The organism is Prochlorococcus sp. MIT 1223, from assembly GCF_034092465.1.
GTDB lineage: Bacteria > Cyanobacteriota > Cyanobacteriia > PCC-6307 > Cyanobiaceae > AG-402-N21.
The window spans coordinates 1,452,185-1,475,814 of record NZ_CP139303.1 but is presented as its reverse complement, the minus strand read 5'-3'; the positions used below and the strand labels follow the sequence as shown (position 1 = coordinate 1,475,814).

General features: G+C 38.0%; 26 protein-coding genes. 13 read left to right on the top strand and 13 right to left on the bottom strand.

Going from position 1 to position 23,630, the window contains the following annotated elements:
• Positions 1 to 35 precede the first annotated feature (35 nt).
• A complete protein-coding gene (gene ald, locus SOI85_RS07830) occupies positions 36 to 1,175 on the top strand; it encodes an alanine dehydrogenase (RefSeq protein WP_320663834.1) in 1,140 nt (379 codons plus the stop codon).
• Here the strand turns inward: ald and SOI85_RS07825 are convergent.
• From SOI85_RS07825 to SOI85_RS07780, 10 genes are all read right to left on the bottom strand, one after another.
• Positions 1,156 to 2,274, bottom strand: coding sequence for a DUF3326 domain-containing protein (locus SOI85_RS07825; protein ID WP_320665163.1), 1,119 nt, complete (start codon positions 2,272 to 2,274; stop codon positions 1,156 to 1,158). The two genes, ald and SOI85_RS07825, sit on opposite strands and share 20 nt — an antisense overlap.
• 61 nt (positions 2,275 to 2,335) lie before the next feature.
• Positions 2,336 to 2,515 carry a hypothetical protein gene (locus SOI85_RS07820; RefSeq protein WP_320663833.1) on the bottom strand — a complete coding sequence of 60 codons (180 nt, stop codon included), beginning with the start codon at positions 2,513 to 2,515 and terminating at the stop codon, positions 2,336 to 2,338.
• A 33-nt stretch (positions 2,516 to 2,548) separates the two neighbouring features.
• Positions 2,549 to 3,499: a F0F1 ATP synthase subunit gamma gene (locus SOI85_RS07815; protein WP_320663832.1), complete on the bottom strand. Its 951-nt coding sequence runs from the start codon at positions 3,497 to 3,499 to the stop codon at positions 2,549 to 2,551.
• A gap of 30 nt (positions 3,500 to 3,529) precedes the next feature.
• Positions 3,530 to 5,047, bottom strand: coding sequence for a F0F1 ATP synthase subunit alpha (gene atpA / locus SOI85_RS07810; RefSeq protein ID WP_320663831.1), 1,518 nt, complete (start codon positions 5,045 to 5,047; stop codon positions 3,530 to 3,532).
• 46 nt (positions 5,048 to 5,093) lie between these two features.
• Positions 5,094 to 5,642 carry an ATP synthase F1 subunit delta gene (gene atpH, locus SOI85_RS07805; RefSeq protein WP_320663830.1) on the bottom strand — a complete coding sequence of 183 codons (549 nt, stop codon included), beginning with the start codon at positions 5,640 to 5,642 and terminating at the stop codon, positions 5,094 to 5,096.
• The gene (locus tag SOI85_RS07800; RefSeq protein ID WP_320663829.1) at positions 5,642 to 6,157 is read right to left on the bottom strand and encodes a F0F1 ATP synthase subunit B; all 516 of its coding nucleotides are present in this window, start codon (positions 6,155 to 6,157) and stop codon (positions 5,642 to 5,644) included. The genes atpH and SOI85_RS07800 overlap by 1 nt, the downstream gene beginning before the upstream one ends.
• Complete coding sequence (locus SOI85_RS07795; RefSeq protein WP_320663828.1) at positions 6,154 to 6,615, bottom strand: F0F1 ATP synthase subunit B'; 462 nt, start codon at positions 6,613 to 6,615, stop codon at positions 6,154 to 6,156. The genes SOI85_RS07800 and SOI85_RS07795 overlap by 4 nt, the downstream gene beginning before the upstream one ends.
• An 89-nt stretch (positions 6,616 to 6,704) precedes the next feature.
• The gene (gene atpE, locus SOI85_RS07790) at positions 6,705 to 6,953 is read right to left on the bottom strand and encodes an ATP synthase F0 subunit C (protein ID WP_011125758.1); all 249 of its coding nucleotides are present in this window, start codon (positions 6,951 to 6,953) and stop codon (positions 6,705 to 6,707) included.
• A gap of 168 nt (positions 6,954 to 7,121) precedes the next feature.
• Complete coding sequence (atpB, locus tag SOI85_RS07785) at positions 7,122 to 7,847, bottom strand: F0F1 ATP synthase subunit A (RefSeq protein WP_320663827.1); 726 nt, start codon at positions 7,845 to 7,847, stop codon at positions 7,122 to 7,124.
• Positions 7,848 to 7,903: 56 nt separating this feature from the next.
• Positions 7,904 to 8,446, bottom strand: a complete 543-nt coding sequence (locus SOI85_RS07780) for an ATP synthase subunit I (protein ID WP_320663826.1) — start codon at positions 8,444 to 8,446, stop codon at positions 7,904 to 7,906.
• 385 nt (positions 8,447 to 8,831) lie between these two features.
• Here SOI85_RS07780 and SOI85_RS07775 point away from each other — a divergent pair, with 385 nt between their 5' ends.
• The 3 genes from SOI85_RS07775 to SOI85_RS07765 are packed head-to-tail and all read left to right on the top strand — an operon-like array spanning position 8,832 to position 12,037.
• Entirely contained in the window at positions 8,832 to 9,980 is a 1,149-nt protein-coding gene (locus SOI85_RS07775; RefSeq protein ID WP_320663825.1) for a putative peptidoglycan glycosyltransferase FtsW, read from the top strand.
• A gap of 46 nt (positions 9,981 to 10,026) precedes the next feature.
• Complete coding sequence (locus SOI85_RS07770; protein ID WP_320663824.1) at positions 10,027 to 10,737, top strand: cytochrome c biogenesis CcdA family protein; 711 nt, start codon at positions 10,027 to 10,029, stop codon at positions 10,735 to 10,737.
• Positions 10,738 to 10,741: 4 nt separating this feature from the next.
• The gene (locus SOI85_RS07765) at positions 10,742 to 12,037 is read left to right on the top strand and encodes a cytochrome c biogenesis protein ResB (RefSeq protein WP_320663823.1); all 1,296 of its coding nucleotides are present in this window, start codon (positions 10,742 to 10,744) and stop codon (positions 12,035 to 12,037) included.
• Here the strand turns inward: SOI85_RS07765 and queF are convergent, their stop codons facing one another.
• Entirely contained in the window at positions 12,038 to 12,442 is a 405-nt protein-coding gene (gene queF / locus SOI85_RS07760) for a preQ(1) synthase (RefSeq protein ID WP_320665162.1), read from the bottom strand. It lies immediately after the preceding gene.
• 97 nt (positions 12,443 to 12,539) lie between these two features.
• Here queF and SOI85_RS07755 point away from each other — a divergent pair, with 97 nt between their 5' ends.
• Together SOI85_RS07755 and SOI85_RS07750 are read left to right on the top strand one after the other, a co-directional pair.
• Positions 12,540 to 12,770 (top strand): hypothetical protein, encoded by a 231-nt coding sequence (locus tag SOI85_RS07755; protein WP_320663822.1) that lies wholly within the window; start codon positions 12,540 to 12,542, stop codon positions 12,768 to 12,770.
• A 42-nt stretch (positions 12,771 to 12,812) separates the two neighbouring features.
• Positions 12,813 to 13,151: a P-II family nitrogen regulator gene (locus SOI85_RS07750; protein ID WP_320663821.1), complete on the top strand. Its 339-nt coding sequence runs from the start codon at positions 12,813 to 12,815 to the stop codon at positions 13,149 to 13,151.
• Here the strand turns inward: SOI85_RS07750 and SOI85_RS07745 are convergent.
• Complete coding sequence (locus SOI85_RS07745) at positions 13,148 to 13,951, bottom strand: TlyA family RNA methyltransferase (protein WP_320663820.1); 804 nt, start codon at positions 13,949 to 13,951, stop codon at positions 13,148 to 13,150. The two genes, SOI85_RS07750 and SOI85_RS07745, sit on opposite strands and share 4 nt — an antisense overlap.
• A gap of 97 nt (positions 13,952 to 14,048) precedes the next feature.
• Here SOI85_RS07745 and SOI85_RS07740 point away from each other — a divergent pair, with 97 nt between their 5' ends.
• From SOI85_RS07740 to SOI85_RS07730, 3 genes are all read left to right on the top strand, one after another.
• Positions 14,049 to 14,309: a hypothetical protein gene (locus SOI85_RS07740; RefSeq protein ID WP_320663819.1), complete on the top strand. Its 261-nt coding sequence runs from the start codon at positions 14,049 to 14,051 to the stop codon at positions 14,307 to 14,309.
• 43 nt (positions 14,310 to 14,352) lie between these two features.
• On the top strand, positions 14,353 to 15,648 hold the full coding sequence (gene purB, locus SOI85_RS07735; RefSeq protein WP_320663818.1) for an adenylosuccinate lyase: 1,296 nt from the start codon (positions 14,353 to 14,355) through the stop codon (positions 15,646 to 15,648).
• Between the two features lie 124 nt (positions 15,649 to 15,772).
• Positions 15,773 to 17,167, top strand: coding sequence for a class II fumarate hydratase (locus SOI85_RS07730; RefSeq protein ID WP_320663817.1), 1,395 nt, complete (start codon positions 15,773 to 15,775; stop codon positions 17,165 to 17,167).
• Between the two features lie 15 nt (positions 17,168 to 17,182).
• Here SOI85_RS07730 and SOI85_RS07725 read toward each other — a convergent pair whose 3' ends face one another.
• Complete coding sequence (locus SOI85_RS07725) at positions 17,183 to 19,915, bottom strand: DEAD/DEAH box helicase (protein WP_320663816.1); 2,733 nt, start codon at positions 19,913 to 19,915, stop codon at positions 17,183 to 17,185.
• 173 nt (positions 19,916 to 20,088) lie between these two features.
• Between SOI85_RS07725 and SOI85_RS07720 the strand changes: the two genes are divergently transcribed.
• From SOI85_RS07720 to bioD, 4 genes are read left to right on the top strand one after another with little or no spacing between them, the layout of a single operon-like run.
• Entirely contained in the window at positions 20,089 to 21,231 is a 1,143-nt protein-coding gene (locus SOI85_RS07720) for an 8-amino-7-oxononanoate synthase (protein ID WP_320663815.1), read from the top strand.
• Entirely contained in the window at positions 21,228 to 21,944 is a 717-nt protein-coding gene (locus tag SOI85_RS07715) for an alpha/beta hydrolase (protein ID WP_320663814.1), read from the top strand. Before SOI85_RS07720 ends, SOI85_RS07715 begins: the two co-directional genes overlap by 4 nt.
• A complete protein-coding gene (locus tag SOI85_RS07710) occupies positions 21,941 to 22,693 on the top strand; it encodes a methyltransferase domain-containing protein (RefSeq protein WP_320663813.1) in 753 nt (250 codons plus the stop codon). The genes SOI85_RS07715 and SOI85_RS07710 overlap by 4 nt, the downstream gene beginning before the upstream one ends.
• Positions 22,660 to 23,337 (top strand): dethiobiotin synthase, encoded by a 678-nt coding sequence (gene bioD, locus SOI85_RS07705; protein WP_320663812.1) that lies wholly within the window; start codon positions 22,660 to 22,662, stop codon positions 23,335 to 23,337. The genes SOI85_RS07710 and bioD overlap by 34 nt, the downstream gene beginning before the upstream one ends.
• Positions 23,338 to 23,630: the final 293 nt, after the last annotated feature.

Below are 23,630 nucleotides of genomic sequence, written 5' to 3'. Positions count from 1 at the left end.
TGAAATTGGCAATTCAATAGAAGTCATCTCTGCTTATGTCCTCTTCTGTTCTCTCTGCACCAATGTCGAGTATTGGCGTGCCCGCAGAAATTAAACCTGATGAATTGAGGGTTGCCCTAACTCCTGATGGAGCAAAAGAACTCGTAACTCAAGGTCTTGAAGTTCTTGTACAAGAAGGTGCTGGATATGGTGCAGGTATTAATGATGAAGCGTTTGCAATAGCAGGTGCACAAATAGTTTCTCGTGAAAGAGCTTGGAGTGCTCATTTGATAGTAAAAGTAAAGGAGCCACAAGAAGAAGAGTTTCAATTTCTTAGAGAAGATATGTTGCTATTTACATATCTGCACCTAGCTGCGTATCCGAAAGTTGCAGAAGCTCTTTTAAAGAGTAAAGCAACGGCTCTGGCCTATGAAACAGTTCAACTAGAGAATGGAAGCCTTCCCTTACTTGCTCCAATGAGTGAAATAGCAGGTCGGTTAGCTGCACAAGTTGGGGCACATTTATTGGAAAGGCCTCAAGGTGGAAGGGGTGTACTTATTGGAGGGTGTACTGGAGTAAGGCCTGCAAGAGTCATTGTTCTAGGCGCAGGCACTGTTGGGTGGAATGCAGCAAGGCTGGCCTCCGCAATGGATGCAGAGGTCATGCTTCTTGACAGGTCACCTGAACGATTAAGAAATCTCGAAGCTGATCGCAAAGGACGATTAATGAGTGTCGTCAGTAGTCGGGGACTGATTGAAAGACTAATCCCTTCCGCTGATCTATTAATTGGTGCAGTCCTTTCACCAGGAGATAGAGCCCCGACACTTGTCGATGAAGAAATGGTTAAACAGATGAAACCAAACTCTGTCATAGTTGACGTAGCTATTGATCAAGGTGGTTGTGTTGAAACAAGTGTTGAAACTACACATACACATCCAACAGTGAATGTTCATGGTGTTCAACATTATGCTGTAGGGAACATGCCTGGAGCTGTACCTTTTACGTCTACTGAAGCGTTAGTCAGTGTCACACTTCCTTATATTCTTGGTATTGCTGGTAGAGGTCTTGAGGCGGCTATCACAGAACGTCCGGAATTATTATCTGGGCTTAATACAATTAGAGGATCTATATGTCATCCAGGAGTAGCAAAAGCACTAGATATACCTCCAAGACATCCTATGGCTTGTCTAAATTAACTTGAAGACTATTTGTCGTCGTTCTTGAACTCATTGAAACAGCCTCAATAGGTCTTCGAAGAGAAGAGATAGCAATCCCTTCTCTTAATGCAAGAACTATTCCTGCCGCTTCCAAGTAATTGTCTGCAAAGATCACGTCTTCATCATATTTTAATTTCTCATTGTTTATAATTCCTAAGGAATCTAGATCTACTCGTAAGACTCCAGGGTTAGAAACAGCAATCAAAGGTATCTTTTTTTCTAAGCAAGCTAAAACCGCCTCTCCTCCAAGAGCCTCTTGTGGAGCAATGATTGCACCCAATTTCTCTACTGAAATTAAGCTTGAAGAAAGATGAAAACTTTCATCTTTTCTGCAATCACTGACTTCTACCAGATCAGGGGAGCGACTTAACCCAATTAAAACACTTGGTAGAAAAGTGTGGCCGAGATCTTCAGCTGCAGCACGAGGATCCAAATTAGAATCAACTGGCAATGAAGCTAATGCCGGTGCATGAGCACTGGGAAGCATCAAGTGCTTAACCAAAAGATGACTAATCACAGCTTCAGCTCCAGACAAAACATCTACACCTTTACCTAAACGATATTTCTTAAAAGACTCTGTTTCAGAGTCATCAGGAAATCTTGAGACAACCGCTATAGCTGTAGAACCTAATGCCTTTAATTTTTCCCCTGCTGCTAGTAATACGTCTGGATTCTGAATAATCCCCCCACTTGTTCCACTTGAAGATAAGTTCAAGTCAATATCTAAGGGGAATTCTGTTTGTACAACAGGACCGATATTAAGGCCTAAACTTGCTTTGCAAGCATCTGCAACTTGTAAATGTCGTTGATATAAATCAGGTTCTAACCCTGCATCCAATAGTAACCCTATCTTCTGTTGTCGAACAGGTCTTAAGGATAAGGTGCCGGAGGCAAAACGATCAATCGAATAACCTTCAACATATTGAATACGAGGATCATTCCAAGTAAGTACAGCGGCATTCATAACATTTGGATGAGTTATCAAACATCCACTTGCCGCAGCCAGTAATCTCGCAGATGGTATCGCGTCTCCAGCGTAACCACCGATAGAGCAGCCTATTCCCGTAGGAACAATCATCAAGATAGGGATAGGAAGTGTACTCACGAGAAATTAAATAAAATCAGAATATTTTATAAGCCTATGTTGTTTGAATAATAATAATTGCCTCTACTTTTAAGTGAGTTTCACTTGACTGGGTAATAGCCCATCTTAACGGATCACCATATTCCTTTAAATTTTCTAGGATAAAACCTCTCAAATCTGAAATAGATAACCCCTTGGGTTTTGCAAGAGAAATATCTATGATTTCTAATTTCACTGATAATGATAAAAATTAATTTAGCCTTAAATATTAAGCAGCTGCACCTCCAACAACCTCCAATATCTCTTGAGTTATGGCAGCCTGGCGAGCTTTGTTGTAATCAAGAGTTAATGTTTTTGCTAGCTCTTTAGCATTATCACTCGCATTATTCATTGCTGTCATCCTACTTGCCAACTCAGATGCTGCAGACTCCTGTAATGCTCTTAAAAGCTGATTTTGCAAGTAAAGAGGTAACAATGCATTTAACAATTGCTCTGGACTTTGTTCAAAAACTATGTCAGAAGGCAACTTAGGCTGCTCATTTGACAAGGAAGAACCTTTCTCAACCACTAATCGACTATCTTTAGTAGTCAATCTAAAAATCTCATCATTAGCTTCAGCTATACCTTGTGGATCAAGGGGCAATAAGGTTTGGACAACAGGATTACAACTAACTAAGCTAATAAATTTTGTATATATAACCTCTACTCGATCAGTACTCTCAGATAGGAACTCAGATAAAACCTCACTAGTAACAGATCCAGCATCCTTGGAAGTAGGAACTTGCTCTAACTCTTTAAACGTAGTTCTAATTGTGTACTGACTTGCTCTATTCTGAAAATATGTAATTGCTTTTTTACCAATAAGTACAAGGTCAGGAGAAAAACCTTGACGCTTCAACTCTGCATATCTTTGTTCAGTTCGTTTGATAATATTTGCGTTGTATCCACCACATAGTCCTCTGTCGGCTGTTACTGAAACAAGAGTAATTGTTGATACATCTCGTTTTTTCAACAATGGCGCATCTGCAGCCTCAAACTGCATCCTAGATTGAATATTTTCTAAAACACGCGCTAATCGATCAGCAAAAGGTCTACTCTGTAAAACCTGCGCCTGGGCCCTGCGAACCTTTGCCGCAGCCACAAGGCGCATAGCCTCAGTGATCTTTCTAGTGTTTTTAACAGAAACAATTCTGTCTCTGATTTCCTTTAGATTTGCCATAGATAATTGTCTCCTAGATATCCTTAAAAGTCAGGCAGTTGCCAACATTGAGGAGGTTACCTCCTTAATTGACTCCTTAAGCATTGCTTCCGAATCTTCACTAAGCACCTTATCTGAAAGTACTTTAGTGATAAATTCAGACTTATTTGTTTTTAAATATTCTCGTAATTCTCTTGCAAATTTCGTCACATCTTCTTCAGGGACATCATCTATCAACCCCTTAACTCCGGAATAAACAATTGCAACTTGCTCAGCAAGATTAAGAGGCTCAAACTGTGCTTGTTTCAGCAACTCTCTTAATCGTTTTCCACGTCCAAGTTGCTTTTGAGTTGCTTCATCCAAATCTGAAGCAAACTGAGAGAAAGCAGCAAGTTCATCGAACTGAGCAAGCTCTAGTTTCAATGTACCCGCGATTTTTTTAATCGCCTTTGTCTGAGCTGCTCCCCCGACTCGGCTAACGGAGATACCAACATTAATAGCTGGTCTCAATCCAGAGTTGAAAAGATCAGAGCTTAGGAAAATCTGACCATCAGTGATTGAAATCACATTGGTTGGGATATAAGCCGAGACATCCCCAGCTTGGGTCTCAATAATAGGTAATGCTGTCATTGAACCTCCACCCATAGCATCAGATAGTTTTGCGGCCCTTTCAAGCAAGCGACTATGACAATAAAAAACATCTCCAGGGTATGCTTCACGTCCAGGTGGACGTCTCAAAAGCAAAGACATTTGCCTATAAGCCTGAGCCTGTTTAGTTAAATCGTCATAAATAACAAGAGTAGCCTTTCCTTGATACATAAAATGTTCTGCTATTGCAGCACCTGTATAAGGAGCCAAATATTGCAATGCAGCTGCTTCAGAAGCACTGGCACTAACCACTATTGTGTATTCAAGAGCTCCTTTTTCTCTTAAAACCTCAACAACATTTGCTACCGAAGCAGATTTCTGACCAACAGCAACATATACACAAACTACGTCCTGACCTTTTTGATTGATAATAGTATCTATTGCGATAGCAGACTTACCTGTTTGGCGGTCACCAATAATTAATTCTCTTTGCCCTCTACCGATAGGAATCATCGCATCGATAGAAGTAATACCAGTTTGCATAGGCTCGCAAACCGATTTACGTTTAATGATGCCTGGAGCAATTGATTCAATGAGTCTAGAATCACTTGTGGCAATATCTCCTTTACCATCCACGGCAACTCCAAGGGGGCTAACCACACGACCCAACATTGCCTCTCCTACAGGGACCGAAGCAATTTTTCCTGTAGCTTTAACCGTGCTTCCCTCTTGAACACCTATTCCTTCACCCATTAAAACAACGCCAACATTGTCATCTTCTAGGTTTAACGCAATTCCTTCTGTCCCATCTTCAAATTCAACCAATTCACCAGCCATAACTTTCTCAAGCCCGTATACACGAGCAATGCCGTCTCCGATTTGCAAAACGGTACCAACATTAGTGACGGAAACCGACTTGTCATAATCAGCAATTTGCTGTTTGAGGATCGAACTAATCTCGTCGGGGCGTATGGAAACCATGGAAGTAATAAAGTGAGTTTAAAAAAAGAGAAGGATTAATTGAGAGTTAGCTTACTTTGGCAAGCGAAAGTCCTAACCTCCTTACTTGACCAGAAAGACTTGCGTCTATGACCTTAGAGCCAACGTTGACAATAAAACCGCCTATTAAAGAAGAATCAATTTTCAAATTGATTTCTAGATTCTCTGTTCCTGCTATGAGTTGAATCTTTTTAAGAAGTTCATTTTGTTGATCTTCGGTCAATTCAGAAGCAGAAGTAACAGTTGCCAAAGCGATATTTCGCTGCTGTCTGTAAAGCTCAAGCAATCGCTCAAGCACTGAATCCAAAAAACCAATCCTATTTCGATCAGCTAATAATTTTAATAAGTTAAGAAAAGATGGGGACAAGTCTTTGGAAAACATTTTCTCCAAAGCCGCTTTTTTAGCATCAACCTCTAAAACTGGAGAACCCATAGCTTCTCGAAACTCTGGCGATGCATTCCAAAGATCCAAAATAGATTTAGATTGATCAATAACTTCATCAACTTCATTACGACTCTCTGCTACTTGCAAAAAAGCTTCAGCGTAAGGAGTGGTAATTGCATTTAAAAGAGGCATTAGTTATTCCCTATCTTGTTTATGGACTGATTTAAAAACTCATCTTGAGTTTTTTTATTAAGTCTTGAAGGCAAAGCCGCTAATGCTTTGTCAATGGCCATTTGTGCAGCTTCCCTTCGAAGTTGAGCACTTACTCTGGCCGCTTCAGAAGTTAAATCAGATGCAGCGCCTTGCTTAATTCGAGCCATTTCTTCAACTGTTTTCTTTTCGCTTTCTAAACGAATTGCTTCAGCACGAGCCTTACAATCCTTACGAATTTGTAATGCTTTCTCCTCAGCAGAAGCAAGCTCCTTTTTTGCCTCTGAGAGTGCATCTGTTGCTTCGTTAAGGCGATCTTCCGCATCTTTAAGATCTGTAAGGATAGCTGATCTGCGCCTTTCTAAAATCCCTCCTAAAAAACTAGGAAGAAATTTATAAAGCCCAAAAATAACTACTGCCAAATTAAGAATGTTGGTTTCAAACAAATCAAAGTTGAGACCAAAACCGCCGGTAGCAAAAGTAAGTGAGAAAATCATTTTGCTTCTAGTAATCGGGATACAATTAATTCCCCAAGTTGATCTGCTTCATCTTTAAGTTCATTTAAAGCTGAGGCTCTTTGAGAATCAATTTCTTTTCTTGCTTCTTCTCGAGAAGCGTTGGCTTCAGCATTAGCCAATGCCAAAGCTTCCTTATAAAGATTGTCTGAATCTTCTTCAGCTTCGTTAATTAATTTTTGAGCCGCTTGTCGTGCATCCTTAAGCTGATTTTTTAAATCCTCCTCAAGCTTTTGCACTTGCGCAAGTTTTTCTTTTGCTTGAGCACGGCTAGTGGATACATAGCCTTCTCTCTCTTCAACAACCTTACCTACAGGTTTAAAGAAAAGAGAATTTAGAATAAAGGTGAGGGCTACAACTTGAACCGCCATAAGAGGCAAAGTTGCATCGAAGTCAAATAGACCTCCCTCAGCAGCTCCAAGTAGAAACAAACTTGTCATTTAGCAGAGGTGCATGAACATTGAAGGAAGCCAAAAATTGGCTTAAAAGAAATGGAAAGGCAACGATCGTCAAAGCGACCTTGCGTTAATCAACCAGCGAAAGGATTGGCAAAAAGCAATACCAAGGCAACCACAAGACCATAAATGGTTAGTGATTCCATGAAAGCAAAAGAAAGAAGCAATGTTCCTCTGATCTTGCCTTCAGCTTCTGGTTGACGAGCAATACCTTCCACTGCACCTTGAGCGGCACTACCTTGACCGATTCCTGGGCCAATTGCACCAAGGCCTACAGCTAAGCCAGCAGCAACAACAGAAGCAGCAGTCGTAATGGAATCCATGATTGATTTTAAATATGTGAAGCGCTTTTAAAGCGCATGGAGAGTGGACCGGGAGTTTATACCTGCGCGGGGGACATCTCATAGTTCAAGAGATGGGCCCGTAGCAATTCGGACCTACGCGCAAAGATTTTGACAGACGATGGTTTGTCTAATGACAAAAAGATGCCTTTAGTGGTGCTCTTCGACTGCCTCGCCTATGTAATAAGCGGCAAGAGTAGCGAAAATCAAAGCCTGTATAGCACTTGTGAAAAGTCCAAGAAACATTACAGGGACAGGCAGTACTAAAGGAACTAGAAAAACAAGAACCGCAACAACTAATTCATCAGCCAAAATATTTCCAAATAAACGGAAAGAGAGTGACAAAGGCTTAGTGAAATCTTCAACAATCTTGAAAGGCAACATTATTGGCGTTGGATGGACGTAATACTCGAAATACCTCAAGCCTTTATTACTCAAACCTGCATAAAAGTAAGAAAGTGAAACTAATAAAGCCAAAGCAACTGTGGTGTTTATGTCTGCAGTTGGAGCACCTAACTCTCCGCTTGGTAATTTTATTAATCTCCAAGGGACAAGTGCTCCTCCCCAGTTACTTACAAAAATAAATAGGAATAGTGTTCCGATAAAAGGCATCCAATCTCTATAAACCTTTTCTCCAATTTGAGTTCTTGCTAGATCTCGGATGTAATCCCAAAGAAATTCCAAAAGGTTTTGCACACCTTTGGGGTCTCGCTCCATCTTCTTTGTGCCTATTACTACAAGTGTTAGTAATGCACCAATTACAATCCATGAAGTTAAAAAAACCTGACCATGAATCTTTAGGTTCCCTATCTGCCAATAAAGGTGTTGTCCAACCTCAAGTTCAGCAAATGGAAATAAAAATGGAAGTGAGCCCATTGAGAATCAAATAAAGAGTCGGCTATCCGACAAAATTTTAAAAGCCTTTAATTAAGCTATTTTTGTAAATTCCCTGCTTTAGCTGAATGCTCAAGAAGGAATTGAACTATCAGAGAAGGCTTGTACAACAGAAATCCAACCAAAGATGGCCATAATTCAAGCTGTGGAAGTCTTGAGACCAAAAAGAAGAGTAAGACTGGAACAAGCAACTGAACCTTGGTTACTGACATAGAAGTTTTTCCAAGTTTCCCTATTCCTCTTGCAAGCAAGCGTAAATAAAAGATTCCAGAAAAAGCACCTACCAAAAGACTTACAGCAGAACGAGAATCAAGGAAAATGGCAGATAGTAAAACCGCAAAAGCAGTAATAAATAAAGCCACTCTGTAGATGCTCAGTTGAAGCCGCAAATATTCAGCATTAAAATCTTCAGGCGTATTGTCCGAAGATTCAAGATTCGTATTTGACTTGGAATCAGAGCTAGCAGTTTCTATTGCTGATACCTCAATATCTCCCTTCTCAGAAGGAAAATTTGTTGATTTCAGCTTTGGAAAGGCGAGCAAAGGCTCCAAGCTTCTCGAAAGGCCCGCGAAATCTATCATGCACTAGGAATTCATGTATAGGGATTCCTAAAATTTAATTTCGATTTTGGAATCCCTCGCCATCCCCAAATTGTCTTAAATGGACTCAAATATTAATCGAAGCCAAGTGAAAATTAATATATAAGTATTAATTGATTGGAATCCTAGAGCTTTTTCAAGCCAGAAAATATCAGCATAAAAATAATAAGGATTATATTCAAATCAATATCAAAAATTAATTATATTTTTAAAAGACTTGGCAAAGACTATTTTCAGCGGCTCAATAGAAGTAAATATTGTATGCAAGTAATTGAGGAGTGATTTTTTAAAAAACATTGACAATCGTCAAACCAGGTATAGAAAATCTATTCAAAATGACTTAAGAGACAGGCGCAATAGCTCAAGTTTGGACAACTTTTTACCTCTTCCATGGAAAACGTGGCCGATTGAGGCAAGATTACTTTTAGGCTTAATTGCCTTTTGGAGTATTACAGGGATATTTGTTCTAGGTTCTTCAAGTTGGTGGGTCGCGATAAGAGAGATGGGAGATGGGGCCTATTACATCAAAAGACAATTAATATGGTTACTAGCAAGTTCAAGCCTAGGATTTCTTGCAATATCAACGAAATTAAGAGTATGGATCAAAATAGCTGGTCCAATATTAATTATTGGGCTATTAATGGTTGGCGCGACAACAATATTTGGAAGCACTATTAATGGTTCTACTCGTTGGTTGATTATTGGACAAATTCAAATTCAACCATCAGAACTTATAAAGCCATTTGTTATTCTTCAAGCAGCGAATTTATTTGGTTATTGGAATCGTATAAGTAATAGGAAAAAGATTTTCTGGTTAGGAATATTTGGAACTCTAATACTATTAATTGTAAGACAACCAAACCTTAGTACTGCAGCTCTTAATGGGATATTGATTTGGATTATTGCACTTGCAGCAGGAGTAACTTTCGATAGTCTTTTTTTTACAGCATTGCTAGGAGCAGGATTAGGCATAATAAGTATCTCTATTAATGAATACCAAAGACTTCGAGTTATGTCTTTCCTTAACCCTTGGCAAGATCCAGAAGGGAATGGATATCAACTTATTCAAAGCCTTCTTGCAATTGGTTCGGGAGGATGGTTTGGCGAAGGATATGGTTTATCAACCCAGAAATTACAATATCTTCCTATTCAAAGTACAGACTTTATCTATGCAGTTTTTGCTGAAGAATTTGGGTTCATAGGATCAGCAATGTTACTATTTTTCTTGTTATTAATAGCATTTATTGGATTAAAGATTTCTCTTAGATGTAAAAATAATTATTCCAAATTAATAGCAATAGGATGCAGCGCAATGCTTGTAGGGCAATCAATAATGCATATAGCAGTTACCTCCGGGGCAATGCCAACGACTGGGTTGCCAATGCCATTAATGAGTTACGGGGGGAACTCACTGATTTCAAGTATTTTAATTTCCGCACTATTAATACGCTGTGCGCTTGAGTCATATGAATTAACTAGTGTGGTAACAATCAAAAAAAGATTCAAATATAGATAAAATAAAATTGGTTTAATCAGCCAATTCAACGACATCTGTCTTTTTCTTGGATTTAACTCTTTCTGATCTAGCAAGAAATAGTGAGCAATTACTAAACAATGGTTTAAATGAACCAGGTCCTTTGACTTTGATTCTTGTTTTTAGTGGAGGATTATTAACGAGTCTTGGACCTTGCTCGCTATCTCTTTTACCAATAACGGTTGCCTATTTAGCAGGTTTTAAAGATGATCAAAGTCCTTTAATTCGAAGTACAAGCTTCTGCACAGGAATAATTCTTGCATTAGTAATCCTAGGAAGTTTGAGTGGCTTGGTCGGTAAGGTTTTTGGACAAGTTCCATTATTTTTTCCGAAAATAGTTGCAATTTTAGCTATTTTTATGGGGTTAAATTTGCTTGGTATTTTCACGATTCAATTACCCGAAGGACCTGACCCAAATATTTGGAAAAATAAAGTACCCAAAAAACTTGCACCAATTTCGGCAGGATTGGCATTTGGGTTGGCTTCATCACCATGTACAACTCCAGTTTTAGCTGTACTTCTTGCATGGATTGCTAAAACAGCAAATCCAATTACAGGTGTTGTATTACTTAGTTGCTTTGGTCTAGGTCAAGTTATACCTTTAATCCTTGCAGGAACAGCCGCTGCAAGCATTCCAAACCTTTTATATCTAAGGCCAATAGGTAAGTGGATCCCACCTATAAGTGGATCAATACTATTAATAGTTGGATTCTTAAATCTATTATCCGAATGGATTTAAATTAATGTTCAATATAGAAAGAATACTTCTTAAACTATCTAATTTAAAAACTGCAATTATTTTATTAATTGTAATTGCAATAGCAAGCGCAATTGGTACAGCAATACCTCAAGGAGAGTCATCTCAAAGCTATATAGAAATATATGGTGAGCATCCTTTATTGGGAATAGTTAATGGTAATTTATTATTATTCTTTCAATTTGATCATATATATTCAAGTTATTGGTTTCTAATACTTCTTATCTGGCTTGGTTTAGCGCTAATTGCTTGTAGTTGGAGAAGACAATGGCCAATGCTTAAATCAGCATTACGCTGGGTAGATTATAAATCATCTAAGCAGGTAAGCAAGTTAGCTGTTTCTCAAACAATTCCATCAATAGGGTCTACAAATAACCTTGATAAATTATCTAAAATACTTAAAGAAGAGGGATGGGATGTAAATCAAAAAGATAATCGGATTGCAGCTAGAAAAGGTGTAATTGGAAGAGTTGGCCCTTTATTAGTTCACCTAGGACTAATTTTATTAATGATTGGTTCAATTTTTGGTGTTTTAAATGGACAAAAAGTTGAACGTTTTCTCGCCCCTGATAGATCACTAGATCTTATTACTTCTAATGGAGATAATCAACTTTCTGTTAAATTAAAAGAATTTCAAATTGATAGAGATCCTGTAGGCCGCCCCTCACAATTTCATTCAAAAATCGAAATTAAAGATATTATTAATCAAGCTATCTTTTTAAAAGAAGTAAGTGTAAATCATCCTATACGTTTTAAAGGAATAACAATTTATCAAGCTGATTGGTCTCTTGCTGCGATAACTATCCAAATTGAAAATAGTCCAAAAATCCAACTTCCTTTAAAGACTATTCCAGAACTTGGCGAAGAAGTTTGGGGTGTGGTGATACCTACTAATACAGAAGGAGAAAATCCAATATTAATGACTATAGATAATGAATTAGGTCCAATTAAAGTATTCGATGAACAAGGCACATACCTCGAGTCTTTAAACATTGATGGTATACCTAAAAACATCTTAGGTGCATCTATAAAAGCAACTAATGTCATCCCAAGCAGTGGTTTGTTACTAAAACGCGATCCTGGTGTCCCTATTGTTTATTCAGGCTTTGCGGTCACAATGATAGGAGGATTGCTTAGCTTAATTGCAACACGTCAGATATGGGCTGTAATTGGGAAGGAGCAAAATAATATATATATAGGAGGATTGTGCAATAGAAACTTATCTGGTTTTGCAAATAAAGATATGCCAAGCATCATAGATAGAGTATTAAATAATAACTAATCAATACTCCCTTCTATTGCCATGACTAACTTTTACCAACATATGAACATTCCCTCTAGGGTTAAAATCAGCTTCTAATTGCATCCAGTTAGGATTACAAGCATTAACTAAATCATCCAGAATCCTATTAGCAACCTCTTCGTGAGAAATTTTTTTATTTCTATAGCTATTTATATAAAGCTTAATTGATTTTAATTCAAGAACCTTTGGCCCTGGCTGATAAAGCAGACGCAATACTGCAAAATCGGGATATCCGGAAAAAGGGCATTGGCAGGTAAATTCAGGTAAGTCGATTGAGATTTCATAAGACCTTTGTTGATTTGGATTTTCAAAGCAAATCAATTCTGAACCTGCTATTGCTCTTTCTCCATACAAAGGAGACTGAGTCTCCGATTGCTCATGAATAGTCAATTAAAAGACCTCCAAAAATCAAATTAGTAGCAACGATTACATCAAAGAACATCTATAACCTAGTTAATGGGGAAAGCAAAGAGATCTATTTATGGACATCTGTTTAATTAATACTCAAGAAGGAATTGAGATTAGGCCCAAAAGTATTCATGGAATACTATGGCTTCAAACCCATTTTGAGGAACAACATTGGGAAGCAATATCTAATAATGAAGTACGAATCCCTACAGCAGATGCAAAAGATCTTTCTTTAGATGCTCAAGAGGCAGGTCTAATTTTAAATTGCTTCCCTGTTATTTCTTCAAAAACAGGTATCTTTTAAAATTTTTTACTATTATTTTTTTTAGATTACAAGATAAAAGCTATGAAAAAGATAGAAGCCATTATTCGCCCTTTCAAACTTGAGGACGTGAAAGTTGCATTAGTTAATGCTGGAATTGTTGGGATGACGGTAAGTGAAGTGAGAGGCTTTGGTCGCCAGAAAGGACAAGTAGAACGCTATAGAGGATCTGAGTTTACAGTTGAATTTCTTCAAAAACTTAAAATAGAGGTTGTGGTTGCAGATGAAAGTGAAGAGATGGTTTTAAAAGCAATTTCTGAGGCAGCAAAAACTGGAGAGATAGGCGATGGCAAAATATTTGTAACGCCAGTTAACTCGGTATTAAGGATCCGCACAGGAGAAATAGACCAAGCAGCTCTTTAAGACAGAGTATCTAAAACAAGACTTTTCAAATCTGGCAGATCATTTGCCTTATCAATACCTAGCCAGAGCAAATATTCATGATTACCTGCAGGTCCAGTAATAGGAGAAGCTATAAGCCCTTTAGGGAGCCAACCTAATTTCATTGCATACTGAATAACTTTATTTAATGCATAAACGTGAGCATCTGGTTCGCGAACGACCCCTTTCTTTCCAATTCGTTCACGACCAACTTCGAATTGAGGTTTAATTAAAAATAGACCTTCTTTATTTTCTTCTTTTAACAAATCTGTAATAGCTGGCAAAGCAAGGTTTAAAGAAATAAAAGACAAGTCAGCCACTACAAAAGTAGGCAATAATCCATTCTCACCATAGAGAACTTCTCTAGTTAATTTACGAATATTTGTTCTTTCCTTAAGTACTACTCTGGGATCATTACGTAATGTCCAAGCAACCTGGCCATATCCAACATCAACTCCATAAACAAGTGATGCACCTTGCTGTAAAAGGCAATCAGTAAAACCACCTGTTGAGATACCACAATCCAAGCAAACTTTCCCATTAACTTTTAGAGAAAAAGCATTAAACCCAGCAATTAATTTCTCTCCACCCCGAGATACAAAGCGAGGAATATTTTTAACTAACACTTCAAGATCATCTTTAACCTCCAAACCAGGCTTATCAAGAACTTCTCCAGAAATGCTTTTAACATTCCCAGCTCTAATCATTTTGATGGCTTGTTGCCTGGAAGGAACAAATCCTTTGGTGAGCAAGTGAAGATCTAGTCGGACTTTTCTGATCATTTATTTATAAAAAGCAACATGAAACCGAATAAAAACCGCTGAACTTAGTAAATCAGTAAAAGTTCGGGGACAATCTATAGAACTCGCCCGAAAGGTCGTGTCGAAAAATCTCACAAAGTCTATCGATCCAAATGAGATCTCACAAAATAAATCTCATGGTTTGGCCTCAATGGTAGATCCTCAAAATATCCTTGCTCTTCTTCCACCTGGAAGTTTTGCAACAATTGAAAACCAACCCAATGACTTACCTCCTTTTCAAGTGATTAGTTGCAAAGGAGGAAGATGTTGGGTTCGCCAGCAATCATGGGGAAGATATGTTCATTGGGAAGTTCCTCACAATCGTTTGAAGTCAGCTTGAGATAAAGCTTTAGATTGAACTATCACTTATTTACTGCGACATTTTGATTGATCGCTACACAATGCCCGAAATGGGCCAAATATGGACAGAGCAAGCAAAGTATCAAAGTTGGCTTGACGTTGAAATTGCAGCCTGTGAGGCCAATTGGAGATTAGGGAAGATCCCTGATGAAGCAATCCAAAAAATCCGAACTCAAGCAACTTTTTCTCCGAAAAGAATTTTAGAAATCGAAGCAGAAGTAAGACATGATGTCATAGCTTTTCTAACAAACTTAAATGAGAATGTCGGGGATCCTGGGCGCTTTATTCATGTAGGAATGACAAGTAGTGATGTCCTTGATACTGGATTAGCTTTGCAACTGAAAGCATCTACTAAGTTACTGATTAAAGAACTAAATGAATTAAAGGTAGCAATAAGAGAACTTGCTAAGGAACATAAAAAAACCGTTATGATTGGGCGATCTCATGCCATACATGGTGAGCCCATTACTTTTGGCTTTAAACTCGCAGGATGGTTAGCTGAAACAATAAGGAACTCTGAAAGACTGCAACTTTTAGAAAAAGATATATCAATTGGCCAAATAAGCGGTGCTATGGGCACTTATGCTAATACTGACCCGCAAGTTGAAGAAATCGCATGCAATATCCTTGGCTTAATACCTGATACCGCAAGTACACAAGTTATCTCAAGAGATCGCCATGCTAGTTATGTTCAAACACTCGCTTTAATTGGATCCTCATTAGATAGATTTGCCACTGAAATCAGAAACCTTCAAAGAACTGATGTTTTAGAAGTAGAGGAAAGTTTTGCTAAAGGTCAAAAAGGAAGTTCTGCCATGCCTCATAAACGTAATCCAATAAGGAGTGAAAGAATAAGCGGTCTTGCAAGAGTGCTGCGTAGTTATGTAGTCGCAGCATTAGAGAACGTTGCGTTATGGCATGAAAGAGATATCAGTCACAGTTCAATAGAACGAATGATGCTTCCTGATACGTCTATAACTTTGCATTTCATGATTATAGAAATGACAGAAGTCATTAAAGGCTTAGGAGTCTATCCAAAAAATATGGTGAGAAATATGAATGTTTATGGAGGAGTTGTTTTTAGTCAGCGAGTGTTGTTAGCACTAGTAGAGCATGGAATGAGCCGAGAAGAGGCCTATCAAATAGTACAAAAACATGCTCATGCAGCCTGGAACAAAGAGGATGGTAATTTTAAAGCCAACTTAGAATCAGATATAGAGATTGGGAAAATTTTAAATCCAACTCAACTAGAAAATTGTTTCTCTACTGAAATACATCAAAGTAATTTGGATGTTATTTGGAAAAGGCTAAAGCTTTAAATATTGCAAAATATATTTATTAAAGCTAAAAGAGTCAAGAAACTTCGTTGTTTTATCAAGCTTGCAAACCAAGCGATACACTATCTCTCGGACATGAGAAGATAAACAATATTATAAAAAATAAATGGACAAAAAAGTACGAGTTGAATACGACAGCCTTGGGGGGATAGAAGTCCCCACAAGTGCTCTTTGGGGAGCTCAAACTCAAAGATCCTTAGGTAATTTCTCAATAGGTACAGATCTAATGCCTATAAAAGTTATATATGCCTTAGCCACAATAAAAAATGCTGCAGCCATCGTAAATAATAAATTTGGTTTAATTGATGATAAGAAAAAAAATTTAATCCTATTAGCCACTCAAGAAATACTAAACGGCGTACATGACCGGCAATTTCCGCTAAAAGTTTGGCAAACCGGGAGTGGAACTCAAACAAATATGAACATCAATGAAGTGATTGCTAATATTGCATCTCATTCTCAAAGTATGCCTTTAGGTAGTCATCAGCCATTACATCCAAATGATCATGTAAATCGATCACAATCAACGAATGATGTTTTTCCTGCTTCCATTCAGATCTCAACGGCTAAAGAAATTAATAGTAGACTTCTACCAGAATTAAGTCTACTAATAGGAGCATTTACTCAAAAAAGTAATGAATGGCGCAATATCATAAAAATCGGGAGAACACATCTTCAAGATGCAGTACCTCTTACTCTTGGACAAGAAGTATCTGCATGGAGAGATCAGCTTTTAACTGGTAGCGAGAGAATTAAAGAAAGTCTAAAAGAACTTTACCATCTTCCCTTAGGAGGTACAGCAGTAGGAACAGGTTTAAATGCACCAAGTGGATTTGACTATGAGATTGCCAAGGAAATATCTGTCATAACAGGTTTACCTTTTATAACAGCTAAAAATAAATTTGCTCTTATGGCTAGTCATGATGGCCTCGTAAATTTAATGACTAATTTAAAAATGTTAGCAATATCTCTTTTGAAAATTGTCAATGATATCCGACTATTATCATCAGGTCCAAGAGCAGGCATTGCAGAGCTAGAACTACCTGCAAATGAGCCTGGCAGTTCAATTATGCCAGGGAAAATAAATCCAACACAGTGCGAAGCAATGGCAATGGTTTGTACACAAGTAATTGCACTCGATGTCGCCGTTGGGATGGCTGGTAGTGGTGGTCATCTGCAGATGAACGCATACAAACCTCAGATAGCATTCAATATTCTGAAAAGTATTGAGTTATTGCATGATGCATGCTTAAGCTGCAGAGTCTCGATGATTGAGGGGATCAAACCTAATGAGAAAAAGATAAAGCATGATCTAGATCAATCGTTGATGTTAGTAACTGCGCTAACTCCTACCATTGGCTATGAAAAAGCATGCAACATTGCTCAACTAGCTCACAATGAAAATATTAGTCTTCGGCAAGCCGTCAGTAAACTTGGTTATTTGACAGAAGCTGATTTTGATAAACTTGTGGATCCAATATCAATGACAAGTTTTGATTAAAGGGGAAAGCCTGTTTTAATCTTTATAAGACCTTTTTGTAGCAGGGTTACTTCCCTCCTTCTCATTTATAACTAACTTCTCAAGATCGTCTGACTCGCAAACTGGGAAACGGTTAATAGACTTATAAGCTCTTCTAGCATTAACTCTGAGCTGTTCGCTTACAGCCTCGCAGTAGGGGACTTGAGACAATAAATCAATAGTTCTTCGCAGAATACGGACTATATCTCCCTCATCAAGTGAAGTGTTCGCAATAAGATCACTCCATAGAGCACCATTTGCCCAAGCCTCAACTAAACCAATTAATTCAAGATTCCACCAAACTGGGATTTTAATGCCATACCTTTCTTGTGTTCTTAAAAGATTACTTCGTATTCCAGAAAGATTTTGAAAAGCCTCTTCTGCAATAGCTGATGGAGCAAATCCACTCCAAAGATCAGGACGATTAATTTCTGTACAAATACTTTCAATAACACCCGCTAACGCAGAAGGTGGTAATTCATCTAAATGACCACTCATTAAGCTTAATCCTAGCCATAATTCGTTATCACCTCTCAAGCCAGCAACTGTCCTTCCGATTTCCGTAGGATTTATATCCTGCAAACAACCAAAATACTGAAGTATCTCCATTAAAGATAAAAAGTCATCCCAATGATGATTAGCCCTGTGATGCAATATCTTTTGACGGTTTTGGATTTCATCATCTAATTCTTCCATCCTATGACGATGCTTCTTTAATTTTTTGAGATTAATCCAACGATGAGCTGGTTCTTGTTCTAATTGAGCTTCAAGAGTTTGAACTAATTTCACCTGAGATAAAACTTCAGCAGCAAGATCATATTGAGGTGTCATCATGTCATATCGTTTTGACATGTCTCTAACAAGTAAGGACAATTGCATGCTTTTATCATCACCATGCCTTAATTCACCTGAACGTGTAAGGGTTGGCGTTTCGTAGTTATCAACTGATAAGCAAGTTAAATCAGCATGTAGACTAACTACTGATTGAGATGGAGCTAACAGCCAGAGATTTTGATCTGTAAGACATAAAAGCAAAGGGAACTGGCCTGAACTAAAGATTTTATCAACAATTACTCCAGGAGTTATGCGTCCTTGAAGCTGAGGAGCCTTCAACGTTATAAGAGTCCCAATACTAGAAAACTGTAAGGCGGAGGTCAGTTCATTAGCTAATTTGTCAGCAGATTGCTTTTGCAGAATGCGCAGTAATCTTCGTTGTTCCTTCAGACGATTCCTTCCTTTCTCATAAGCTTCGAAATCATCCCAAGAAACATCCGATAATGAACCTTGGAGAAACTGTAATTGAAGTTTCAATTCTTCAATAAGCTTTTCTTCTTCAACGAGATCTAAACTGGTTAAATAACGCCCAAAACTTCTTTCAATTAATTGCTTGGATCTCTCTAAATCATAGCGTTGTAAAAGGTTAAGAACCATTCCATAACTTGGAGTAAATTGACTCATTAAAGGATCCGCTGAACTAAGAGCTAATTCACCAGCTTCTTGAACACCCTCAAACCGGCTCTGAACAGTTACTACAAAACCTTCAGAATCCAAGCCACGTCGACCTGCTCTCCCAGCCATCTGAAGAAATTCACTACCCATAAGTTGTCGATGTCCATTTTCAGTACGTTTAGATAGTGCTGAAATTACAGTGCTCCGAGCTGGCATATTGACCCCAGCAGCCAATGTCTCAGTAGCAAAAACTACTTTAATTAACCCCTGCTGAAATAATTCTTCTATTAATTCCTTCCAGGCTGGAAGAACTCCAGCATGATGAGCAGCAATGCCTCTAAGTAAAGCGTCAGCATGCAATCCATCTCTGATCCCTTCAGGATTTCGCTCTGTATATGCCCTAAGGCATGCACGAATTATCTTCTTCTCTTCTTTTGTAACTAAAGTTTGATGTCCTAGATCTCGAACGGCTCGATCACAGCCTCGACGACTAAAAATAAAGTATATGCCTGGCAACATACCTCTCTCAGCCATCTGTGAGATGACAAAGCCAATTGATGGAGAGACTGGTTGTAGTGGCCGAGAAGAACGCGCTTTTCTTTTCTGACCTTTTGGAGCTCTCCAAATTTTATTATTTGGATGTAACTTATTACCCTTATCATTAAGTAAAGGGTGCAACCCTTTTGCACTACAAAAACTGAACCTCAATGGGACTGGACGAAAATTACTAAATATCAAATCCGTTGGTCCATGAACATTTTCTATCCAATCAGTCAACTGCCCAGCATTGGCTACAGTTGCAGATAAAGCAACGAACTGCACTGAAGACGGACAATAAATTATCGATTCCTCCCAAACTGTCCCCCTCTGGACATCATTCATGTAATGGCACTCATCAAGAACAACAGCTTCAACACCAGCAAGAGGGTCATCTAATTCATCAGCTTCTGCATACAACATATTGCGAAAGATCTCAGTAGTCATAACAACTATTGAAGCTTCTCTATTCAAGCTCATATCACCAGTCAAGAGACCAACATTTTCGGGACCAAAATGATCTCTGAAATCTCTTAATTTCTGATTTGAGAGGGCCTTTAATGGCGTTGTATAAAAAACCTTTTGGCCATGAGATATTGCTCTATAAATTGCATACTCGCCAATTAATGTTTTCCCAGACCCAGTTGGGGCGCTAACCACAACAGAATGACCTTGATTTAAAGAATCAATCGCCTGAAGCTGAAAATCATCAAGTGGGAAAGGGAAAATGTCCTTTGGATTCAATGAAGAATTGAAGAGATCTATTGATGTCGTAACTCACGCCGCAGAGTGCATATCCAAATTTTATCGACCAAAGCAATTTATCTCATCAAATATGTACAGAGTGACAAAGATATGGAAGATTATAGTTGGTATGTATTGAACAGAAAATTCGTATTAAGTATAGGATTCAAGGAATGAAACAGCTTGCTCAAGACCAAATTCGAAGAGTAAGGACATGGATACCTGGTAAGACGCCAGCATCGTTTCAGGCATTTAATGCTGACAAAAGTTCCCAAGATATACTTGACCTTGCAAGCAATGACTATTTAGGACTGAGCCGGCATCCCCAACTAATTGCCGCTGCCAATGAAATTATGCATGTGGAAGGTGTAGGAGCTGGAGGCTCTAGGCTTGTCACAGGAAGTCGTCCTATTCACAAGAAACTTGAAGAAGCTTTGGGAGAATGGCTAGGGAGAGAAAAAGTCTTACTATTCCCAAGTGGTTTTCAAGCAAATATTGGTGCCGTTATAGCCTTAGCAGATAGGCATACTCCTGTTCTTGCAGATAAACTTATTCACCATTCTCTTTTAGTAGGAATAAAAGCTAGTGGCGCCAAGCTTCAACGTTACTCTCATAATAATCTTCTCGACCTTGAAAAATATTTAAAGATTTTTCAGGAAAAATATGTAAATAAGTCTCCTCTAGTTATTACAGAGAGTTTATTTAGCATGGCAGGAACAAGTCCAAATATTAGCGAACTAGCAAAGCTTTGTGAAAAATATAAAGCAAGACTATTAGTTGATGAAGCTCATGCACTTGGGGTATTAGGTAAAAGTGGAAAAGGTTTATGCTATGGGATTCAATCTCCTGTGACTATTATCACCGGAACTTTTGGCAAATCTTTTGGATGTGGAGGCTCCTTTATTGCTTGCAATAAAGAAATTCAAGAACATCTTCTACAAACCAGTGGTGCATTTAGATATACAACTGCCCTTGCTCCTCCAATGTGTGCAGCCGCATTAGCTGCTCTAAATCTCATACAAGAGAATCCCAATTTGGTAAAAAAACTTCAAACAGAATCAATTCATTGGCGCAGAACCTTGAACAAGCATGGTTGGACATTTCCAGAAGGAATCGGTCCTATTATTCCTTTATTAATGGGCACAAACCAAAAAGCGCTCAAATACCAACAGATACTTGAGCGAAAGGGAATCCTTTGCGTTGCAATTCGTCCTCCCACTGTGCCCGAAGGACAAGCCTGTCTCAGATTAGTGGTTAGAGAGAATCTGCCAAAAGAGACATTGCAAAAGTTACTACTCGCCCTTCAGAGCCCATGAAAGAAATAATTGCCATGCATGGTTGGGGTGGTGACTGTAGAACCTGGGATACCTGGAGAAAGTCTTTTATGGAAAACCAATGGCTATGGACTAGCCTTAATAGAGGCTATGGAGATATTCAAGCTCAAACCTCTAATTGGCATAACTCCAAGATTAACGAAACTACGACTAAACGAGTATTAATTTGTCATTCACTTGGGCTCCACCTAATTAACCGATCAGTACTAGAAGACGCAACTCACATTGTTCTAATTAGTAGCTTTGGTCGTTTCCTTCCTGAGGGAAATGAAAGTAGATCTATTAAAATAGCCTTAAAAGGAATGCAACAAGCCTTAGGAAGCTCTTCTGAAAAAGAAATGTTAATCAACTTTCTAAAAAAAGCCTGTAACCTCTCTCAAGTGAATATCCTTCCAGAGGGACCAATTAAAGATGGTCTTTCAAATAATGGTAGGAAACAACTTCAAGATGATCTTAATTTACTAATTAAAACTTCTGGGTTGCCAGAAAACTTTCCTATACATGCAAGAGTTTTAACAGTTTATGGAGACGAAGATCAAATAGTTCATCCACAGTCAAAAACTAGTTTAAGGATTGAACTAAACAAAAAGCTTCTAAATCCACCAAGTCATTGGGATTTATCTTCTCAAGGACATTCAATAGTTATGCCTGAATTAATACAACGCACACAAACATGGTTAGAAGCGACAAAATGAATAACGAATGGCAACAATCGATATTAAAAAACTTTAGCAAAGCTGCTTCTGTCTATAACGAAAATGCAAGTATTCAAAAAGATATTGCATGGGAATTAGCTAGCATTTGCTCTAATAAGCAAATAGCAAAAGGTGTGTGGGTAGATCTTGGCTCCGGAACAGGACATTTAGCAGAATCCTTAGAGTCCTTAAATCCAGGTCAGAGTGTAATTAGAGTTGACAATTCAAAAGAAATGATTGCTCAACATGCACCTAATAAAGAAACCCAAGTTTGGGATTTAGATCAAGGTTTACCTCACTGGTTAGAATCACCCAAATTAATTGCCTCTAGCTTTGTTCTTCATTGGTTAGTTAATCCCACTGAGCGTCTCAAAGAATGGATTAATGCTGTAGATAATGATGGATGGGTTGTAATATCACTACCTGTAAAAGGTAGTTTTAATGAATGGCATGAAGCATCAAAAAATGCTGGTGTGTCATGTACAGAATTAGATTTACCTACAGAACAATCTCTTCTTGGAGTCATTGAAAATAACAAAGTAAAGCACAATCAAATACTTAGCTATACACAAAAAGCATCTGGATTAACTTCTCTATTTAAAACAATGATCAATGTAGGTGCACAAGCAACTAAAAAGACTAGCCTTAGTATTGGAGAGTGGAGGCGATTAAGAAAGGCTTGGCCATTATCAAATAAGAACGAAATTAATCTTACATGGAAAATACAACTACTTCTAATACAACGATGATAGCGACTAATAAAGGTATTGTTATTTGCGGTACTGATACTGATGTCGGGAAAACTATCGTTAGTGCTCTTATAGTGCAAGGTCTAAATGGAGTTTATTGGAAGCCCATACAAAGTGGTCTAGAAGATGGAAGTGATACATGTAGAGTATCAACTCTTGTAAATCTTTCAAAAAAACAATTCATACCAGAACTCTATAAATTTCAAGCATCTGTATCTCCTCACTGGGCTGCTGAAAAAGAAAATCAAAAAATTGATCCCAGATTAGTGAAACTGCCAGTTGTAAAAGGTCCTCTCGTTGTTGAGACTGCAGGAGGTTTACTGGTTCCAATCAATCGAGACTTTTTACAAATAGAACTTCTTAAAGAATGGAAGCTACCTATTGTCCTTGTGGCAAGATCTGGATTGGGAACAATCAATCATACGCTACTGAGTATTGAAGCACTGAAGAAAAGGTCTATCCCTATTTTAGGGATAATTCTCAATGGTCCTTTACATAAAGACAACCCTAAGACAATAGAGCACATCTCTGGAGTTTCAATTATTGCTCAACTGCCTCATTTAACTAACCTCTCAGCAAATGAACTTAAGAGTCAATGGGATAAACAAGGTTTAAAAAAGGTTTTTAAAGAATTTATCAAATAGAAACTCTATTAGTATTGAAGACTCTTCACTAGAGATGTAAATTCTCAGTCAACTAATTAGTATTGACGATAAAGCATTTATTTGATTATTAATTTTTTTTTGTATTATTCTTTAGGATAAGTCGGGCATCGTCGAAAACGATTTGAGGCTTGAGTTACTGCATTTATAAGAGGTCAACCAATTCTTAAAGCTCGTGAATCATTTGTATCTGCACAAAGGATCATCCCTGTATTTCAAGATTAATTTTGATCGAATGCCAATAGCCTTCTGCAAAAGCTTCTCTAAGGTTATTT

What these genes read in the sequence shown, in the direction of transcription:
- SOI85_RS07715 (WP_320663814.1), top strand. Translation starts at nt 21,228, where the DNA reads ATGAAAGAAATAATTGCCATGCATGGTTGGGGTGGTGACTGTAGAACC.
- atpB (WP_320663827.1), bottom strand. Translation starts at nt 7,847, where the DNA reads ATGGGCTCACTTCCATTTTTATTTCCATTTGCTGAACTTGAGGTTGGA.
- SOI85_RS07710 (WP_320663813.1), top strand. Translation starts at nt 21,941, where the DNA reads ATGAATAACGAATGGCAACAATCGATATTAAAAAACTTTAGCAAAGCT.
- SOI85_RS07825 (WP_320665163.1), bottom strand. Translation starts at nt 2,274, where the DNA reads ATGATTGTTCCTACGGGAATAGGCTGCTCTATCGGTGGTTACGCTGGA.
- atpH (WP_320663830.1), bottom strand. Translation starts at nt 5,642, where the DNA reads ATGCCTCTTTTAAATGCAATTACCACTCCTTACGCTGAAGCTTTTTTG.
- SOI85_RS07780 (WP_320663826.1), bottom strand. Translation starts at nt 8,446, where the DNA reads ATGATAGATTTCGCGGGCCTTTCGAGAAGCTTGGAGCCTTTGCTCGCC.
- atpA (WP_320663831.1), bottom strand. Translation starts at nt 5,047, where the DNA reads ATGGTTTCCATACGCCCCGACGAGATTAGTTCGATCCTCAAACAGCAA.
- SOI85_RS07750 (WP_320663821.1), top strand. Translation starts at nt 12,813, where the DNA reads ATGAAAAAGATAGAAGCCATTATTCGCCCTTTCAAACTTGAGGACGTG.
- SOI85_RS07755 (WP_320663822.1), top strand. Translation starts at nt 12,540, where the DNA reads ATGGACATCTGTTTAATTAATACTCAAGAAGGAATTGAGATTAGGCCC.
- SOI85_RS07745 (WP_320663820.1), bottom strand. Translation starts at nt 13,951, where the DNA reads ATGATCAGAAAAGTCCGACTAGATCTTCACTTGCTCACCAAAGGATTT.
- atpE (WP_011125758.1), bottom strand. Translation starts at nt 6,953, where the DNA reads ATGGATTCCATTACGACTGCTGCTTCTGTTGTTGCTGCTGGCTTAGCT.
- ald (WP_320663834.1), top strand. Translation starts at nt 36, where the DNA reads ATGTCCTCTTCTGTTCTCTCTGCACCAATGTCGAGTATTGGCGTGCCC.
- SOI85_RS07730 (WP_320663817.1), top strand. Translation starts at nt 15,773, where the DNA reads ATGGACAAAAAAGTACGAGTTGAATACGACAGCCTTGGGGGGATAGAA.
- SOI85_RS07815 (WP_320663832.1), bottom strand. Translation starts at nt 3,499, where the DNA reads ATGGCAAATCTAAAGGAAATCAGAGACAGAATTGTTTCTGTTAAAAAC.
- SOI85_RS07800 (WP_320663829.1), bottom strand. Translation starts at nt 6,157, where the DNA reads ATGATTTTCTCACTTACTTTTGCTACCGGCGGTTTTGGTCTCAACTTT.
- SOI85_RS07795 (WP_320663828.1), bottom strand. Translation starts at nt 6,615, where the DNA reads ATGACAAGTTTGTTTCTACTTGGAGCTGCTGAGGGAGGTCTATTTGAC.
- SOI85_RS07765 (WP_320663823.1), top strand. Translation starts at nt 10,742, where the DNA reads ATGTTCAATATAGAAAGAATACTTCTTAAACTATCTAATTTAAAAACT.
- SOI85_RS07720 (WP_320663815.1), top strand. Translation starts at nt 20,089, where the DNA reads ATGAAACAGCTTGCTCAAGACCAAATTCGAAGAGTAAGGACATGGATA.
- bioD (WP_320663812.1), top strand. Translation starts at nt 22,660, where the DNA reads ATGGAAAATACAACTACTTCTAATACAACGATGATAGCGACTAATAAA.